The 17,749-nt window shown below is 72.2% G+C and carries 14 protein-coding genes; 2 read left to right on the top strand and 12 right to left on the bottom strand.

Features of this window, described 5'->3' with window-relative positions:
* Nucleotides 1-127 precede the first annotated feature (127 nt).
* Nucleotides 128-1,324 (bottom strand): MarP family serine protease, encoded by a 1,197-nt coding sequence (locus ACIA8D_RS35215; RefSeq protein ID WP_399238337.1) that lies wholly within the window; start codon nucleotides 1,322-1,324, stop codon nucleotides 128-130.
* A 93-nt stretch (nucleotides 1,325-1,417) separates the two neighbouring features.
* On the opposite strand from ACIA8D_RS35215, the gene ACIA8D_RS35220 reads away from it, so the two are divergent.
* Entirely contained in the window at nucleotides 1,418-2,227 is an 810-nt protein-coding gene (locus tag ACIA8D_RS35220; protein ID WP_399238338.1) for a peptidoglycan recognition protein, read from the top strand.
* A 9-nt stretch (nucleotides 2,228-2,236) separates the two neighbouring features.
* Here the strand turns inward: ACIA8D_RS35220 and ACIA8D_RS35225 are convergent, their stop codons facing one another.
* The 3 genes from ACIA8D_RS35225 to ACIA8D_RS35235 are packed head-to-tail and all read right to left on the bottom strand — an operon-like array spanning nucleotide 2,237 to nucleotide 5,340.
* Nucleotides 2,237-3,583 (bottom strand): hypothetical protein, encoded by a 1,347-nt coding sequence (locus tag ACIA8D_RS35225; RefSeq protein WP_399238339.1) that lies wholly within the window; start codon nucleotides 3,581-3,583, stop codon nucleotides 2,237-2,239.
* A 17-nt stretch (nucleotides 3,584-3,600) separates the two neighbouring features.
* Entirely contained in the window at nucleotides 3,601-4,749 is a 1,149-nt protein-coding gene (locus ACIA8D_RS35230) for a PP2C family protein-serine/threonine phosphatase (RefSeq protein ID WP_399238340.1), read from the bottom strand.
* A 36-nt stretch (nucleotides 4,750-4,785) separates the two neighbouring features.
* Entirely contained in the window at nucleotides 4,786-5,340 is a 555-nt protein-coding gene (locus ACIA8D_RS35235; protein WP_399238341.1) for a GNAT family N-acetyltransferase, read from the bottom strand.
* Nucleotides 5,341-5,372: 32 nt separating this feature from the next.
* Between ACIA8D_RS35235 and ACIA8D_RS35240 the strand changes: the two genes are divergently transcribed.
* Nucleotides 5,373-6,281: a TIGR01777 family oxidoreductase gene (locus ACIA8D_RS35240; protein WP_399238342.1), complete on the top strand. Its 909-nt coding sequence runs from the start codon at nucleotides 5,373-5,375 to the stop codon at nucleotides 6,279-6,281.
* A 56-nt stretch (nucleotides 6,282-6,337) separates the two neighbouring features.
* Here ACIA8D_RS35240 and ACIA8D_RS35245 read toward each other — a convergent pair whose 3' ends face one another.
* From ACIA8D_RS35245 to ACIA8D_RS35280, 8 genes are all read right to left on the bottom strand, one after another.
* Complete coding sequence (locus ACIA8D_RS35245) at nucleotides 6,338-6,853, bottom strand: DUF4240 domain-containing protein (protein WP_399238418.1); 516 nt, start codon at nucleotides 6,851-6,853, stop codon at nucleotides 6,338-6,340.
* A gap of 96 nt (nucleotides 6,854-6,949) precedes the next feature.
* Nucleotides 6,950-7,930, bottom strand: a complete 981-nt coding sequence (locus ACIA8D_RS35250; protein ID WP_399238343.1) for a helix-turn-helix transcriptional regulator — start codon at nucleotides 7,928-7,930, stop codon at nucleotides 6,950-6,952.
* 75 nt (nucleotides 7,931-8,005) lie between these two features.
* Nucleotides 8,006-8,770, bottom strand: coding sequence for a VOC family protein (locus tag ACIA8D_RS35255; protein ID WP_399238344.1), 765 nt, complete (start codon nucleotides 8,768-8,770; stop codon nucleotides 8,006-8,008).
* Nucleotides 8,771-8,907: 137 nt separating this feature from the next.
* Nucleotides 8,908-11,613 (bottom strand): pyruvate dehydrogenase (acetyl-transferring), homodimeric type, encoded by a 2,706-nt coding sequence (gene aceE / locus ACIA8D_RS35260; RefSeq protein ID WP_399238345.1) that lies wholly within the window; start codon nucleotides 11,611-11,613, stop codon nucleotides 8,908-8,910.
* A gap of 236 nt (nucleotides 11,614-11,849) precedes the next feature.
* Complete coding sequence (locus tag ACIA8D_RS35265; protein WP_399238346.1) at nucleotides 11,850-12,473, bottom strand: GntR family transcriptional regulator; 624 nt, start codon at nucleotides 12,471-12,473, stop codon at nucleotides 11,850-11,852.
* Between the two features lie 244 nt (nucleotides 12,474-12,717).
* Nucleotides 12,718-14,442 (bottom strand): 2-oxoglutarate dehydrogenase, E2 component, dihydrolipoamide succinyltransferase, encoded by a 1,725-nt coding sequence (gene sucB / locus ACIA8D_RS35270; protein ID WP_399238347.1) that lies wholly within the window; start codon nucleotides 14,440-14,442, stop codon nucleotides 12,718-12,720.
* Between the two features lie 101 nt (nucleotides 14,443-14,543).
* A complete protein-coding gene (gene lpdA, locus ACIA8D_RS35275; RefSeq protein ID WP_399238348.1) occupies nucleotides 14,544-15,932 on the bottom strand; it encodes a dihydrolipoyl dehydrogenase in 1,389 nt (462 codons plus the stop codon).
* A gap of 282 nt (nucleotides 15,933-16,214) precedes the next feature.
* Nucleotides 16,215-17,747 (bottom strand): leucyl aminopeptidase, encoded by a 1,533-nt coding sequence (locus ACIA8D_RS35280; RefSeq protein WP_399238349.1) that lies wholly within the window; start codon nucleotides 17,745-17,747, stop codon nucleotides 16,215-16,217.
* Between the last annotated feature and the right edge of the window lie 2 nt (nucleotides 17,748-17,749).

The raw sequence follows: 17,749 nt of genomic DNA on the forward strand, positions 1-17,749 counted from the left end.
GGGGGGGGGCGGGGCCCCCCCGGGGGGGGGGGGGGGGGGGGGGGGGGCCGCGGCCCGCCCCGCGGGGTGGGGGTGGTTTTTGGGCTGCGCCCGGGCCCCCCCCCCCCCCCCCCACAAGCCCTAGGTCCTACGACTGCACGAGCCGTCCCGTGTCCACCGGCGTCGTGGCCGAAGCAGCCCGCTGCGCGTCGGGGGACACCTCGTCCGTCGTCAGGACGTAGCCCGTCCCGTCGTCCGTCGTGGAGCGGGCGAACACCACGCCGTACACCTCGCCGTCCGTGTCGAGGAGCGGGCCGCCGGAGTTGCCGGGCAGGACCGTGGAGCGGATCGAGTAGATGTCGCGCGTGACGTTCCCGGAGCCGTAGATGTCCTGGCCCGCCGCCTTGATCGTGTCGTCGACGGTGGCGGCCTGGAGGTCGAGGCCGCCGTTCTGCGGATAGCCCGCGACCACGGCGGCGTCGCCGCGCCCGGCCGAGTCGTCGAAGCGCAGCGACGGGGCGTCGAGCCCGGGCACGTACAGCACCGCCACGTCCTTGTCGGGGTCGAAGAGGACGGTCTTCGCCTCGTACGCCTCGCCCGTGCCGCCCACCCGTACCGTCGGGTCGTCGATGCCCGCCACCACGTGCGCGTTGGTCATGACGTGCTCGGGGCTGTAGACGAAACCGCTGCCCTCGCGGCCCTGGGTGCCGGACGCGCCCTGGACCTTGACGCTGCTGCGCTGCGCCGCGGCGGTCGCCTTCGCCGTCACGTTGTCCCCGGAGGGCTTGGCCACCTTGGCGGGCGGCTCACTCGCGAACGGGTCGAAGACCTGCGGGAAGCCCGCCGACGTGAGCGCGCCCGTGGCCTGCGAGAACCAGGACGGGGTCGTCGACGGCATGGTGTCCTGCACGGTCCCGAGCACGGTCGAATTGCGGATCGCCTGGTTGAGGACCGTGGAGGAGGAGGCGACCAGGACGCTGCCCGCCACCCACGCCACCACCAGGACGGCCACCGCGCTCGCCGCGCCGCCGCCCACCCCGTCGGCCACGCGCAGCGGCCCCGGCGCGTGCGACATGCCGCCGCGCACCCGCGCCGCGAGCAGCCCGGCGAGCCCGTGCCCCGCGACCGCCGGCACGAGCACCGTGAGCACGGCGACGACCGTGGCCGATGTGGTGCCCGGCGTCACCGTCTCCATCAGGTACGGCAGCAGCCAGACGCCGACGGCCGCACCGCCCACGAACCCGGCCAGCGAGACGCAGCCCGCGAGCAGTCCGCGCCGGTAGCCGGACACGGCGTAGGCGAGGGCCACCACGAGCAGCAGCACGTCGAGTATGTGGAGGTCCATACCGGTAAGAAACGCCCAACTGCCCCCGATGGTTCCGCCACCTGGCCCACTGTGGCTGACCGCACAGGGTGTGTCGGGCCCAGGGTGGGAGGCGTGCGTGTCGTACGGAGAAAGTTGCGCTGGCTGCCCGGAGCCCTGGCCGTCGGGCTCCTTGTGCTGTGTGCCGCGACGGTCGACCGGCCGGGACCCGAGCGCTTCGCGGCCACGGCCCGCGGCGAGCTGCCGGCCTCCGCGGTGCCGGCGCAGCGGGTCGCGACCGTGGGCGGCCGGGTACCGGCGGCGCGCCCCCGGATCGTGCCGCGCTCACGGTGGCTCGCGGGCGCGAAGACGTACCACCGCGACCCGGTCCGCTACGGCGACCGCGTCCAGGCCGTCTTCCTGCATCACACCGACTCGCCGAACGACTACGACTGCGCGGACGCGCCGCGCATCATCCGCTACCTGTACGCGGGGCAGGCGGGCGGCGGCGCCTCGGGCGGCAAGGAGTGGGACGACATCGGCTACAACTTCCTGGTCGACCGCTGCGGAACGGTCTACGAGGGGCGCGCGGGCGGCGCCGCCAAGCCTGTGGTCGGCGCCCACACCCAGGGCTTCAACCGGAACACCGCGGGGATCGCCGCGCTCGGCACGTTCACCGAGGGCACCCCGGTGCCGAAGGCGATGACCGACGCGATCGCCGCCGTCTCCGCCTGGAAGCTGGGCCTGTCCGGGATCGACCCGCGCTCCCGGGTGCGCCTGGTGTCCAGCAACGACCTGGCCCGCTACCGCACGGGCACGGCCCACAAGTTCTTCGCGGTCTCCGGGCACCGAGACGGCTACGAGACGTTCTGCCCCGGCCTCGCCCTGATGGGGAAGCTGCCCGAGATCAGGGAGCGGGCCGCGGCGCTTCAGCACCGCCGGTAGCGCCCCGCCCTACGCGGGCTTGAGCGTGCCGCCGCCCTCCAGCTGGTACTTCTTGCCGTGCAGGTCCGGGCTCGACGCCCTGTCGTACGTCACCGTGTGACCGTTGCCCACGATCACGTCGGAGACCTTCGCCCCGCCGGCCAGCTCGATGCCCTTCAGCCGCGAGTCACCGGACACGGACCACTGGGTCTTCGGGCCGAGCGTCAGCGACGCCGCGCCCACGATCTTTCCGTCCAGGTCGGTGGAGCCCTTGAGGTCGAGGGTGGCGGAGGAGCCCTCGCCCACGGCCACGCTGCCCTTCAGCTTCTCGCCGTTCGCCGTGAACGCCGCCGTGCCCTTGTCCGTGATCCGCAGCAGCTTGCCGTCCTTCGTCTGCACATCGGCGTCGCCGTCCAGCGTGATGTCGGCGTCGGCCTGCTGGACCGAGAAGATGTCGCCGTCGGATGCCTGGACCGCCCCGCCGGACATCCGGTACGCGGCCTTGCCGTCGCCCCGCAGCACGACACCGCCCGCCGCCGCGGACGCCCGGACGTCCTTCAAGGTCAGCGAACCCCCGGCCTCCACGGTGAACGCCTCCGAGTTGGCCAGGTCGAACAGCGTCTGCGCCAAGGACACGTCGCCCGCCGTCTGCACGCCCGGCGAGCCGCAGCCCGCCGAGGTCATGGTGCCGCCGGACACCGTGACCTTCCCGCCGCCGGGCCCTACGGCCACCGGCGCCGCCTGCGCGGCCGCCGTGTCGATCTCCACGTACGTCAGGTCGAGCTCGCCCCCGTGCGCGGCCGCCACGCCGTGCGAGGAGGCGCCGTGGGTACGGATGCCGGCCGAGCTGATCGTGGCCTTCGAGCCCTCGCCCGAGGCGAAGACGGCGATCGCGCCCTTGTCCCGGGTGGACATTCGGCCGCCGGACATCGTGAGTGTGCCGCCGTCGCGGGCGAGCGCGGCAGCGTTGAGACCGTGCCCGTCGGACGCGGTGACGGACGACGTGCCGCCGTGCTTGATGAACTTCCCGTCGCGCGTCGTCAGCTTCCCGGAACCGGACACGAGCAGCGCGGACTCGTCCGGCTTCGTCGTCTTGAACTCCTTCTGGGCCTTCGACTTCACGGACTTGTCGTCGACCGTGTACGCGGACGTCGCGCGGGGCTTCGCGTCCGGGCCGTGGTCGTCGGGGGACCGGTCCGTCGCACAGCGGGCACCGCTCGCCGTCGCGGCGGGCGAGGCCGTGGGCGGCGGATTGGTCGCGCCGTCGTCGTCGGAACAGGCGGACAACGAGGAGAGGGCGAGCGGCAGCAGCAGTGCGGAGGCGGTGGCCGCGGCTCGGCGGTGTCCCTGGCGGCGCGGGAGTCCCGGGTTCTTCATGCGCCTACGTTCACACCTCACGCCTCGTGAGGCACGTCCGGGGTCCGCGTGGCGTCCGCGGCGGACACGAGAGGGGCGAAGACGAGCAGCGTCAGGTCGTCCCTGACGGCCCCCGCGAACCGGATGACGTCCCGCCACACCGCGTCCGTGAGGGCCGCCGGGTCCTCGCCAGCGAACTGCGGAAGCCGGTCGGCGAGCGGATAGAACTCGCCGTCCCGGTTCCGGGCCTCCGTCACCCCGTCCGACGGCGCGATCAGCCGGTCGTCGGGCCGCAGTTCGACCGTGAGCCGCTTGGGCGGCGCGAGCTCCGCGAGCCCGAGGCCGAGCGGCGCGCCCGAGGGCACGTCCAGCTCGGTCACCCGCCCGTCCCGCAGCAGCAGCGGGTGCGGGTGGCCGCAGCTGATGAGGTGCACGACGGGGGCCTCACCGGGGGCAGGGTCGGGAAATTCGAGCAGCACCGCCGTCGCGAACAGCTCCGCGTGCTCGTCCTCCGACGTGTCCACCACGAGCCGCCGGTCGAGTCGCGCCGCCACGCCCTCCAGGTCCGGCTGGTCGAGCACCGCCTCCCGGAACGCGCCGAGCAGCCCCGCGACCGTGCCCACCGCCGACAGACCGTGTCCCTGTACGTCGCCGACGACCGCCCGCACACCGGCCGGGCCCTTGCGCACGTCGAAGAGGTCGCCGCCGACCAGGGCGCCGCGGTGCGCGGCCCGGTACAGGCCCGCGCAGCGCACGGCGCCGACCCGTTCGGGCAGCGGCGGAAGCACCGCGAACTGGGCGGCCTCCGCGACCGTGCGCACCGTCACCAGCTGCTCGTCCCTGCGGCTGCGCACCCAGGCGATGATCACGCTGAGCACGGCGACGAACGCCACGGTCAGCACGTCGCTGTTGCCCGGGCGCCCGAAGCCGATGCGGGGCAGATTCAGGAGCAGGACGACACAGCCGCCGAACAGCGCCGTGACCGCGGGACCCCACGTCAGGGCGGCGAGCGGTGGGATGGCCCCGAGGAGGAACGCCAGCTCGAAGCGGTGGCGCGTGATCGCCTGGAGCGCGTACAGGGCCACGAGCAGTACGAAAGGGAGCCAGCGCACCCAGCTCGGCGGCGGCGCCCCGCGCAGCCAGGCATGCTGGGACTCGTCCCTGCGGCGCGCCACGGGCCAGCTCATGCGGGCTACGGCTCCCTTCGCGCCGGAGGTGTCATCTCACCCTGCAACGACTCGCGGCCCGTCGCACGCCGTGACCGGGGCGCGACGGGCCGGGAGCGCCCGTCCCATCAGCACGTCGTCCACGTACGCCCCGTCGAGCAGGAACTCCTCGGGCAGCACGCCCTCGACGACGAAGCCCTCCGACGCGTACAGCTTCCGGGCCGGAGTGTTGTGGCCGAGGACGCGCAGCGTGATCCGGCGTGCGCCCTGCCGCCGCGCCAGCTCGATCGCGCCCCGCACCAGGGCCCGGCCCGTGCCGCGCCCGCGGGCCGCGTCGTCGACCGCGAGCCCCATGATCTGCCGCACGTGCGCGTTCGTCTCCAGGGGCGTGGGGAGGCCGAGGCGGATGTACCCCACGACCCGGCCGTCGAGCTCGGCGACCAGGTGGTCGCGCGGACCGAAACGCTCGTTGAAGAACGGCGAAGGGCCCGGGGCGGGCGCCGTCACAGCGTGGAGATACGACCAGGTCTCGCGGTCGAGACGGTCGAGCGCCGCCGCGTCCTCGGGGACGGCGAAACGTATGTGGGCCTCGGAGCCTTCGGGGGCTGACATGCGGCCGACTGTACGAGGGGCAGGATGGGCCCATGACACGTTTTGCGGTGGCGGGCGCCTCAGGACTCATCGGCTCGGCCCTGGTCCGGTCCCTGACGGACGACGGGCACGACGTGGTGCGCCTGGTGAGGCGCGCCCCACGGGCGGCGGACGAGGCCCGTTGGGACCCGAAGGAGGGGTACGTCGACACGTCGCGGCTCGTCGGCTGCGCGGGGATCGTCAACCTCGCGGGGGCGGGGGTCGGCGACCACCGGTGGACGGCCGCGTACAAGCGGGAGATCCGCGACAGCCGGGTCCTCGGCACGCAGACGCTCGCGCGGGCGGCGGCCTCCCTGGACACGCCGCCGCGCGTCTTCCTCAACGGCAGCGCGGTCGGCTACTACGGCGACACGGGGGCCCGCACCGTCGACGAGACGGCGCCGGCCGGGGACGGGTTCCTGCCGTCGGTGTGCGTCGAGTGGGAGGCCGCGGCGGCGCCCGCGCACCAGGCGGGGATCCGCACGGTGTTCGCGCGGACGGGGCTCGTCGTGGCCCGCGGCGGCGGCGCCTGGGGCAAGCTCTTCCCGCTGTTCAAGGCGGGGCTCGGCGGGCGGCTGGGGGACGGCCGGCAGTACTGGTCGTACATCGCGCTCGCCGATCATGTGGCGGCGCTGCGGCACCTCTTGGACACGGGGGACCTGGCGGGCCCCGTGAACCTGACGGCGCCGCAGCCCGCGACGAACCGGGAGGTGACGGAGGCGATGGGGCGGGTCCTGCGGAGGCCTGCGGTGCTGCCCGTGCCGTCCTTCGCCCTGCGGGCGGTGCTCGGTGAGATGGCGGGGGACGTTCTCGGGTCGACGCGTGCGGTGCCTACGCGGTTGCTGGAGTCGGGGTTCGAGTTCGCCCACCCGGGAGTGGATCAGGCCATCCGGGCTGCACGATCAAGCTCCTCCGGCGATTGAGGAGCGGGGTCCGGGGCGGAGCCCCGGCGCCTAGGGCCTGTCGTTTGGATCAGGCCCTAGCCGAACCGGGCCGTCAGGCGGGGATACGTGCGGGCCATCACCCCGTCGTCCTCGAAGTCCAGAGGCGTGCCCTCGGGCTCCGGTGGCGCGGGGGCCAGGCCCAGGTCCGGGGCGACCACACCCGTCAACTGCTCGTACGCCTCGTCCGCCGCATACCCGATCTCCTCGCCGTCCCCGTCGGCCTCGTCGTCGAAGTCGTCGAGGAGTTCGGCCAGCGAGTCGGGGTCGTGCAGCGCCCCCTCGAACACCTCCCGGCCCTGGCCGATCAGCCAGCACCGGAAGTAGTCGAAGGCGTCGTCGCTCGCTCCGTCGAGCAGCACCCACGCCGCGCCCCAAAGGTCCCACCGGTACGCCCGGTTGTACCGGGACTCGAAGTGCCGGGCGAAGTCGAGCACGAAGTCCGGATCGGACCGCAGCAGCCGCTCGACGAGCAGCTCGGCATGATCCTCGGGGTCGCCGCCCGCGGCCTCACGCGTACTGTCCACGATCTCCCAGAACTCGGTCTCGTCCATCACGGGACCAGCATCGGCCCTGTACCGATGGGGCGCACGCCGAGCGCCGGAGCTGCTCCACTTCGTTATGCATGCACATGCCGAGGGCACGACCCGTCAGCCGTACCACCTCCGCATCCGCCGCGCGGCCAGCGCGAACCGCTCCCGCAGCGACTCAGGAGCCACCACCTCCGCCTCCGGGCCGAGCGCCATGAGCTGCGTGTACGCCACGTCCTCCGACTCGACCGGCAGCGTCACCGTCACCCGCCCCTCCGCGTCCGCCTCCCCCGCCGACTCCAGCGCCTCACGCGCGGACGCCTGATCCGTCGCGTACGGCAGTTGACGGACGCCCGACGGCGTGAGCCGCACGACGACCTCCGACCGCAGCAGTGCCCGCGCGAACTGCGCCGCCCGCTCCTCCCAGAACGCCGGCAGGTCGAACGCGTCCGCCCCCTCGGCCCGCTCGAACCGCTCGTCGGCCGGCGTCACTGCCGTGAACCGGTCGACCCGGTACACCCGGAACGTGTCCGCCCCGCGCACCGCGGCCGCCAGATACCAGACACCCGCCTTGAGCACGAGCCCGTACGGCTCCAACTCCCGCTCCACATCGGTGTCCTGGCGGCGGTACGCCACCCGGACCACCCGGTCCTCCCACACCGCCTCCGCGATCGCGGGCAGCAGCGCGGGCGTCTCCTGCTCCTTGAACCAGCCCGGCGCGTCCAGATGGAAGCGCTGCGCCGCCGTCCGCGGCGCGTCCCGCAACGAGGGGAGCAGCGCCGCCGACACCTTCAGATGCGCCGCCGACGCCGCGTCCTCCAGGCCCATCTCGCGCAGCGCCCCCGGCACCCCCGAGAGGAACAGCGCCTCCGCCTCGCCGCGCGCGAGCCCCGTGAGCCGCGTGCGGTATCCGCCGATCAGCCGGAACCCGCCGGCCCGCCCCCGGTCCGCGTACACCGGAACCCCGGCCTCCGACAACGCCTGCGCGTCCCGCGTCACCGTCCGCTCGGAGACCTCGAGCTCGCGCGCCAGCTCGGCCGCGGTCATGGACGGCCGGGACTGGAGCAACAGCACCATCTTGATCAGGCGGGCAGCACGCATACGGCCATCATGAACCGCCCCACTGACAACGGGACCCGCTCGAACAGCACGAACAGCACGAAGGGTGCCGGCGGCTCAGGCCGCGAAGCGCATCACCGAGAACGCCGCGCCCTGCGGATCCGCGAGCATCGCGAACCGGCCGGGCTCGATGTCCGTGGGCGCCACCAGGACCTGCCCGGACAGCTCCGTGCAGCGCTCGGCCACCGCGTCCGGATCGTCCACCGCGACGTACAGATTCCAGTGCGAGGGCACCTCGGGCGGGAACTGGCCGGTCGACATGTCGACCATGCCGCCGAAGGGCTCGTCGGCGACGCTCCACTCCGTGTAGCCCTCGTGCCGCTGGGCGCCCCAGCCGAGCACCGACTGGTAGAAGTCCACCGCGCCCGCCCCGTCCCGCGTCAGCAGCTCGAACCAGCAGAAGCTGCTCGGCACGTTCACCACCTCGAACCCGGCGTGTTCCTGCGGCTCCCACAGGCCGAACGCCGCGCCCGCCGGGTCCTGGCAGACCGCGAGCCTGCCCTCGTCGAGCACACCGATCGGGCCCGACACCACCCGGCCGTCGTTGCCGCGCACGCGCGCGGTGACCGCGTCGATGCCGCTGGACTGGAAGTACGGCAGCCAGGCGGCGGGCTGCCCGGGGCGCATGACCGGGCCGACCCCGGCGACCTTCGGCCCGTCCGGGCTGTCGAGCGAGAACCTGCCGTGCCCGCCCACCGTGGGGTCGTCGCTCGACCGCGTGCGCCAGCCGAACAGGGCCTCGTAGAAGTACCTGGCCGCCTCCGGTTCGGTGGTCGACAGCTCGGCCCAGCAGGGCGCGGAGGGGGTCTTGGAGATCTTCATCTGGAGGTACGCCTCCCAAGACAGCGAACGGACGCGAACGGGTCCCCGGAGCGGACGCGTCCATTCACGCACGCGTGCCCCGCCCCGGCAATCGGGACGGGGCACGCACACGTACCTCGTTTACTGCTCAGCAGCCCTTACAGGCCGTAGCGCTCGCGCGCCTCCTTCACGGCCGTCGCCTTGACCTCGCCGCGGCGGGCGAGCTGGGCGAGGGCCGCGACGACGATCGACTCGGCGTCGATGCCGAAGTGGCGGCGGGCGTCCTCACGGGTGTCCGAGAGGCCGAAGCCGTCGGCACCGAGCGAGGTGTAGTCCTGGTCGACCCACTGCGCGATCTGGTCGGGGACCTGGCGCATGTAGTCGGAGACGGCGAGGACCGGGCCCTCGGCGCCGGCGAGCGCCTGGCGGACGAACGGCACGCGCTCCTCGCCCTCCAGGAGCGCCTCGTCGGCCTCCAGGGCGTCGCGGCGCAGCTCGGTCCAGGACGTCGCGGACCACACGTCGGCGGCCACGCCCCAGTCCTCGGCGAGCAGCTGCTGCGCCTTGAGCGCCCAGTGGATCGCCGTACCGGAACCGATGAGGTTGGTGCGCGGGGCGTTCGCCGCCGCCACGTCCACACCGGCGGTCTCCGCCGTGTTGAAGCGGTACAGGCCCTTGACGATGGCCTCGTCGAGACCGTCCACGGCCGGCTTGGCCGGCTGCGGCATCGGCTCGTTGTAGACCGTCAGGTAGTAGAAGACGTCCTGGTCCTCGCCCGGCTTGGCCTCACCGTACATGCGGCGCAGGCCCTCCTTCATGATGACCGCGATCTCGTAGGCGAAGGCCGGGTCGTAGGAGAGGGCCGCCGGGTTGGTGGCCGCGATCATCGGCGAGTGGCCGTCCGCGTGCTGGAGGCCCTCACCGGTCAGCGTCGTACGACCGGCGGTGGCGCCGACGACGAAGCCGCGGCCCATCTGGTCGGCGAGCTGCCAGAACTGGTCGCCCGTGCGCTGCCAGCCGAACATCGAGTAGAAGATGTACAGCGGGATCATCTGCTCGCCGTGCGTCGAGTACGACGTGGCGGCGGCGATGAAGTCGGCGAGCGAACCGGCCTCGTTGATCCCCTCGTTGAGGATCTGGCCGGACTCGGACTCCTTGTAGTACATGAGCTGGTCGCGGTCGACCGGGTCGTACGTCTGGCCCTTGGGCGAGTACAGACCGAGCGACGGGAACAGCGACTCCATGCCGAAGGTGCGCGCCTCGTCGGGAATGATCGGCACCCAGCGCTTGCCGGACGTCTTGTCCCGTACGAGGTCCTTCAGGAGGCGTACGAGCGCCATCGTCGAGGCCACGGACTGGGAGCCGGAGCCCTTGTCGAAGGACGCGAACGCCTTGTCGGCGGGCGCGGGCAGCGGCGCCAGCGGCTGCGTACGACGGGCCGGGGCCGGGCCACCGAGGGCGGCGCGACGCTCGGCGAGGTAGCGCAGCTCGGGGGAGTCCTCCGCGGGACGGGCGTACGGGACGACGCCGTCCTCGAAGCGGCTGTCCGGGATCGGCAGGTCAAGGAGGTCACGCATGCCCTTGAACTCGTCGATCGTCAGCTTCTTCATCTGGTGGTTGGCGTTCTTGGACTCGAAGCCCTTGCCGAGCGTGAAGCCCTTCACCGTCTGCGTCAGGATGACGGTCGGCTTGCCCTTGTGCTCGACGGCCGCCTTGTACGCCGCGTACACCTTGCGGGGCTCGTGGCCACCGCGCGAGGTGTGGAAGCACTCGGAGATCTTGTCGTCGGACAGGACCTTGGCGAGCTCGATGAGCGCCGGGTCGGTGCCGAAGAAGTTCTCGCGGATGTAGGCCACGTCGCGGGTCTGGTACGTCTGGAACTGGGCGTCCGGGACCTCGCGCAGGCGGCGCAGGAGGGCGCCGGTGGTGTCGAGCTGGAAGAGCTCGTCCCAGGCGTTGCCCCACATGGACTTGATGACGTTCCAGCCGGAGCCGCGGAACTGGGCCTCCAGCTCCTGCACCACGCGGAAGTTCGGGCGGACCGGGCCGTCCAGGCGCTGCAGGTTGCAGTTGATGACGAAGGTCAGGTTGTCCAGACCCTCGCGGGCGGCGAGCGTGAGCGCCGAGGTCGACTCGGGCTCGTCCATCTCGCCGTCGCCGAGGAACGCCCAGACGTGCGAGTTCGACGTGTCCTTGATGTTCCGCGCGGTCAGGTAGCGGTTGAACCGCGCCTGGTAGACGGCGGACAGCGGGCCGAGGCCCATGGACACGGTCGGGAACTCCCACAGCCAGGGCAGCCGGCGCGGGTGCGGGTACGACGGCAGGCCGTTGCCACCCGCCTCGCGGCGGAAGTTGTCGAGCTGCTGCTCGGAGAGGCGGCCGTCGAGGAAGGCGCGGGCGTAGATGCCCGGCGAGGCGTGGCCCTGGATGTAGAGCTGGTCGCCCGAGCCGTCGCCCTCCTTGCCGCGGAAGAAGTGGTTGAAGCCCGTCTCGTACAGCCACGCGGCGGAGGCGAAGGTGGCGATGTGGCCGCCGACGCCGTGCTTCGAGCCGCGGGTCACCATCGCGGCCGCGTTCCAGCGGTTGTACGCGGTGATCTTGGCTTCCATCTCCTCGTCGCCCGGGTACTCCGGCTCGGCGGGGGTGGGGATGGAGTTCAGGTAGTCCGTCTCAAGAAGCTTCGGCAGCGCCAGGCCGCCCGCTTCGGCGCCTTCCAGCGTCCGCCGCATGAGGTATGCGGCGCGGTGCGGCCCGGCCGCCTGAGTAACGGCGTCCAGGGAGGCCTGCCATTCGGCGGTCTCCTCGGGGTCGCGGTCCGGGAGCTGGTCGAGCTCGCTCGGCTGGATGCGCATGGGGTCGGTCATAGTCGCCGCACGCCTTCCTGAGTCGAAAGGGGTTGGGTGGGGGTGCCCGTTGTCTTTGGCAGGACAGGGCGAGGTCCCGGTGGGGACCCGTCGGCGACTGTAACTCCCTGATCGATGATCGATCAAAGGATTCACCCCCAAAACCTCTTCAGATCAAGAAAGTCGGCACAGGGTGTCTGTGCTGGGGGCCCATACTTGGCACGCAGTGCCTGGTCAGAGCTGCGGAACGTGACGCCTCATGCGCGCGGCGCACACCCCAGGACGTGGGCCTTCACGAGGGCCGCGATCTCCGGGTCACGCCGCCGGAACGCGGCGACGAGGTCGGCGTGCTCCTCCGCGTACGACTGCTGCACCGTGCCCAGCCAGCGGATGGACAGCGCGGTGAAGACCTCGATGCCGAGCCCCTCCCAGGTGTGCAGCAGCACCGAATTGTCCGCCGCCCGCACCAGCGCCCGGTGGAAGGCGACCGTGTGCCGCACCTGCGCGGTCCCGTCCGCCTCCTGGTCGGCCCTGTAGAGGGCCTCCACGTGGGGCTCAAGGGCCGAGCAGTCCTCGGCGAGGTGCTCGGCCGCCAGCTCGGCCGCGATGGCCTCCAGGCCCGCCCTGACGGGGTAGGACTCCTCCAGGTCCGCCGCGGACAGGTTCCGCACGCGCACGCCCTTGTTGGGCGCCGACTCGATGAGCCGCAGCGACTCCAGCTCCCGCAGCGCCTCCCGCACCGGGGTCTGCGAGACCTCCAGCTCGGTCGCGATCCGGCGCTCCACGATGCGCTCGCCCGGCTTCCAGCGGCCGCTGACGATCCCCTCGACGATGTGCTCGCGGATCTGATCGCGAAGCGAGTGGACGACGGGCGCGGTCATGGGGGGCTCCTTGGCAGGGTGGACCCGGTGGGTCGGCGGGGACCCTTAGACAATACGGCCGCAGCCCTGGCCAGACGGGGTACGGCCGCGCATGGGGCGGGTGATGCCGGTTACAGAGAGCGTTTGTCGGGGGCGGGCTACACAAGGGGGTGCCCACCCGGGCGTGCGGCTACGCACGCGCGCGTACGACGGCGCCCCCGACCGGAGGGTTCCGGTCGGGGGCGCCGTCGCGCACCTGCTGTCTTTACAGACCGAGCTCGGCGGTGAACTCGCCGGCCTCGAGGATCTGCTTGACCGTCGTCAGGTAGCGGGCGGCGTCCGCGCCGTCCACCAGACGGTGGTCGTAGGAGAGCGTCACGTACGTCATGTCACGGACGGCGATGGTGTCGCCGAGCTCCGGGTCGGAGATGACGACCGGGCGCTTGACCGTGGCGCCGATGCCCAGGATGGCGACCTGGTTCGGCGGGACGATGACGGTGTCGAAGAGGGCGCCGCGCGATCCCGTGTTGGAGATCGTGAAGGTCGCGCCGGACAGGTCGTCCGGGGCGATCTTGTTCGTGCGGACCTTGTCGGCCAGCTCGGCGGTCTTCTTGGCGATGCCCGCGATGTTGAGGTCACCCGCGCCCTTGATGACCGGGGTCATCAGACCCTTCTCCGAGTCGACGGCGATGCCGACGTTCTCGGAGTCGAAGTAGGTGATGGTGCCCTCGTCGTAGTTCAGGCGGGCGTTGATGACCGGGTGGGCCTTCAGCGCCTGGACGGCGGCCTTGACGAAGAACGGCATCGGGGACAGCTTGACGCCCTCGCGGGCGGCGAAGCCGTTCTTGGCCTTGTTGCGGAGCTTCATCAGCTTGGTGATGTCGACCTCGATGACCGAGGACAGCTGAGCCTGCTCCTGCAGCGCCCTGTGCATGTTGTCCGCGATGGCCTTGCGGATGCGCGGCAGCTTGACCGTCTGGCCACGCAGCGGCGAGGCCTCCAGGGTCGGGGCCTTCGGCGCGGCGGCGGCCGGGGCGGCCGGAGCCTGCGCCTTGGCGGCCTCGGCGGCGGCGGTGACGTCCTGCTTGCGGATGCGGCCACCGACGCCGGTGCCCTTGACCGTGGACAGGTCGACGCCGTGCTCGGAGGCGAGCTTGCGCACCAGCGGGGTCACGTACGCGCCCTCGTCGGCCGGGGTGACCGGCGCGGCGGGGGTGGCCGGCGAGGCCGGGGCGACCGGAGCCGGCGCGGGGGCCGGGGCGGCGGGCGCGGCCGGGGCAGCCGGAGCCGCGGGGGCGGCGGCCGGGGCCGGGGCGGGCTCGGCGGCCGGGGCGGCCGGAGCCGGGGCCTCGGCGGGGGCCGGGGCGGCACCCGGGGCACCGATGACGGCGAGCTTGGCGCCGACCTCGGCGGTCTCGTCCTCGCCCACGGTGATCTCGAGGAGAACACCGGCGACCGGCGACGGGATCTCGGTGTCGACCTTGTCGGTGGAGACCTCGAGCAGCGGCTCGTCCTCGCCGACCTCCTCACCGACCTCCTTGAGCCAGCGGGTGACGGTGCCCTCGGTGACCGACTCGCCCAGTGCGGGCAGCACGACGTCGGTGCCGGAGGCGCTGCCACCAGAAGAAGCAGGCGCGGCGGGGGCGGCGGCGGGGGCCGGCTCGGCGGGGGCCGGGGCCTCCTGGGCCGGGGCGGGCTCGGCGGCCGGGGCCTCGGCGGCGGCCGGGGCGGACTCGGCCGCGGGGGCGCCGGAGCCGTCGTCGATGACGGCCAGCTCGGCGCCGACCTCGACCGTCTCGTCCTCGGCGACCTTGATGGAGGCCAGCACGCCGGCGGCGGGGGAGGGGATCTCGGTGTCGACCTTGTCGGTGGAGACCTCGAGCAGCGGCTCGTCGACCTCGACGCGCTCGCCCTCGGCCTTCAGCCAGCGGGTGACAGTGCCTTCGGTGACGCTCTCACCGAGCGCCGGAAGGGATACGGAAACCGCCATGGTTTCTGTTGCTCCTTAACGATGTGCAATGCGCGGCAACGCAGTGCGGAAGTCTGTGGTGTGGGTCGTCGCGCCCAACTGCGACGGACGGGGCGTGGCTGCTAGTCGTGCGCGTGCAGCGGCTTGCCCGCGAGGGCCAGGTGGGCCTCGCCGAGCGCCTCGTTCTGCGTCGGGTGGGCGTGCACGAGCTGGGCGACCTCGGCGGGCAGCGCTTCCCAGTTGTAGATCAGCTGGGCCTCGCCGACCTGCTCGCCCATGCGGTCGCCGACCATGTGGACGCCGACCACGGCACCGTCCTTGACCTGCACGAGCTTGATCTCGCCCGTGGTCTTCAGGATCTTGGACTTGCCGTTGCCCGCAAGGTTGTACTTCAGAGCGACGACCTTGTCCGCACCGTAGATCTCCTTGGCCTTGGCCTCGGTGATACCGACGGAGGCGACCTCCGGGTGGCAGTAGGTCACGCGCGGCACGCCGTCGTAGTCGACCGGAACCGGGTTCAGGCCGGCCAGGCGCTCCGCCACCAGGATGCCCTCGGCGAAGCCGACGTGCGCGAGCTGGAGGGTCGGGACCAGGTCACCGACGGCCGAGATGGTCGGCACGTTGGTCTGCATGTACTCGTCGGCGAGGACGAAGCCACGGTCCATGGCCACGCCCTGCTCCTCGTAGCCGAGGCCCTGGGAGACCGGGCCGCGGCCGATGGCGACCAGGAGGACCTCGGCCTCGAAGGTCTTGCCGTCGGCGAGGGTCACGCGGACGCCGTCCTGCGTGTACTCGGCCTTCTCGAAGAAGGTGCCGAGGTTGAACTTGATGCCGCGCTTGCGGAACGCGCGCTCCAGGAGCTTGGAGCTGTTCTCGTCCTCGACCGGGACGAGGTGCTTGAGGCCCTCGACGATCGTGACGTCGGTGCCGAAGGACTTCCACGCCGAGGCGAACTCGACGCCGATGACGCCGCCGCCCAGGACGATCGCGGACTTCGGGACGCGGTCCATCTTCAGCGCGTGGTCCGAGGAGATGATCCGGTTGCCGTCGATCTCCAGGCCCGGCAGCGACTTCGGCACGGAGCCGGTCGCGAGGAGGACGTGGCGGCCCTGGACACGCTGGCCGTTGACGTCCACGGACGTCGGGGAGGAGAGCTTGCCCTCACCCTCGATGTACGTCACCTTGCGGGAGGCGATCAGCCCCTGCAGGCCCTTGTACAGACCGGTGACGACCTCGTCCTTGTACTTCTGGACGGCGGGCATGTCGATGCCCTCGAAGGTGGCCTTCACGCCGAACTGCTCGGACTCGCGAGCCTGGTCGGCGATCTCACCGGCGTGCAGCAACGCCTTGGTGGGGATGCAACCAACGTGCAGGCAGGTGCCGCCGACCTTGTTCTTCTCGATCAGGGCGACGTCCAGGCCCAGCTGCGCTCCGCGCAGGGCCGCGGCGTAACCGCCACTGCCACCGCCGAGGATCACTAGGTCGAAAACGGTGCTGGCGTCGTTCGCCACGTCACGTCCTCCATGCATGTGCGCCGTACGCCGGTCTCCGACGACCGGGCGGCGGGGTGTTCGGCCGCTCGTTCTTCGGCCCTGGGTGAGGGCCCTGTCCTGCCGTACCCCATCCTCGCACTTGTCGGCGGGAGTCGGGACGTCGGGCTCCGGGGTGAGACGGCTGTTACACCGGAAACAGCTGTGACGGGCGGGGACAAACATGCGGATTTCGTCGAAAGCGAACAGCCCCCGGTGCCGGGCACCGGGGGCTGAACAGTGGCTTTGCCGGAGGGGCGAGGGTCAGCCGAGGTCGCCCGCCGCCGTCCGCTCCGCGAGGCGGACCAGCGTCCGGACCGCGGAACCCGTGCCGCCCTTGGGCGTGTAACCGAACGGGGCCGACTCGTTGAAGGCCGGGCCCGCGATGTCGAGGTGGGCCCACGTGATGCCCTCGCCGACGAACTCCTGGAGGAACAGACCGGCGACCAGGCCGCCGCCCATCCGCTCGCCCATGTTGGCGATGTCGGCGGTCGACGAGTCCATGCCCTTGCGCAGGTGCGTCGGCAGCGGCATCGGCCAGGCCGGCTCGCCGGACTCCTCGGCGGCCTCGTGGATCGAGCCGCGGAAGGCGTCGTCGTTGGCCATGATGCCGAAGGTGCGGGAGCCGAGCGCCAGCATCATCGCGCCGGTCAGCGTCGCGACGTCGACGATCGCGTCCGGGGTCTCCTCGGAGGCCTTGGCGATGGCGTCGGCGAGTACGAGACGGCCTTCGGCGTCGGTGTTGAGCACCTCCACCGTCTTGCCCGAGTACATGCGCAGCACGTCGCCGGGGCGGGTGGCCGAGCCCGAGGGCATGTTCTCGGCGAGCGCCAGCCAGCCGGTGACGTTGACCTCGAGGCCGAGGCGGGCCGCGGTGACGACGGCGGCGAACACGGCGGCGGCGCCGGCCATGTCGCACTTCATCGTCTCGTTGTGCCCGGCCGGCTTCAGCGAGATGCCGCCCGAGTCGTAGGTGATGCCCTTGCCGACGAACGCGAGGTGCTTCTTCGCCTTCGTGCTCTTGTACGAGAGCTTCACCAGGCGCGGCGTCGAGGCGGAACCGGCGCCGACGCCGAGGATGCCGCCGAAGCCGCCCTTGACGAGCGCCTTGTCGTCGAGCACCTGCACCTTGATGCCGTGCTCCTTGGCCGCGGCCTGGGCGACGGCGGCGAAGGACTCCGGGTTCAGGTCGTTCGGCGGGGTGTTGATCAGGTCGCGGGCGCGGTTGAGCTCCTCCGTGAGGGCGAGGGCGCGCTCGACGGCCGCCTTGTACGCCTTGTCACGGGGCTTGCCGCCGAGGATCGCGACCTCGGCGAGCGGCGCCCTGCCGTTCTTCTTCGGGTCCTTGGGGGACTCCTTGTAGGCGTCGAACGCGTAGGCGCCGAGCAGGGCGCCCTCCGCGATCGCGCCGGCGTCCTCGGCGTCGTCGACCGGCAGCGCGAACGCGGCCTTCTTCGAACCGGCCAGGGCGCGGGCCGCGACACCGGCGGCGCGGCGCAGCGCCTCGCCGTCGTACGCTGTGCCGGTTGCGGACTTCTCGGGCTCGCCGCCGAGACCGACCGCCAGCACGATCGGCGCCTTGAGGCCGGAGGGGGCGGGGAGCTTGGTCACCTCGCCCTCGCCGCCACTGGCGCCGAGGGTCTCCAGGACGGAACCGAGCTTTCCGTCGTACGCCTCGTCCACGGCTTCCGCGCCGTGGGCGACGACCGGGCCCTTGTCGCCCTTGACGACGCCGACGACGATCGCGTCGGCGCGGAGGCCGGTCGCCGCGGCGGTGCTGAGAGTCAGAGCAGTCACGG

It is taken from the genome of Streptomyces sp. NPDC051684, from assembly GCF_044453445.1.
Taxonomy (GTDB): domain Bacteria; phylum Actinomycetota; class Actinomycetes; order Streptomycetales; family Streptomycetaceae; genus Streptomyces.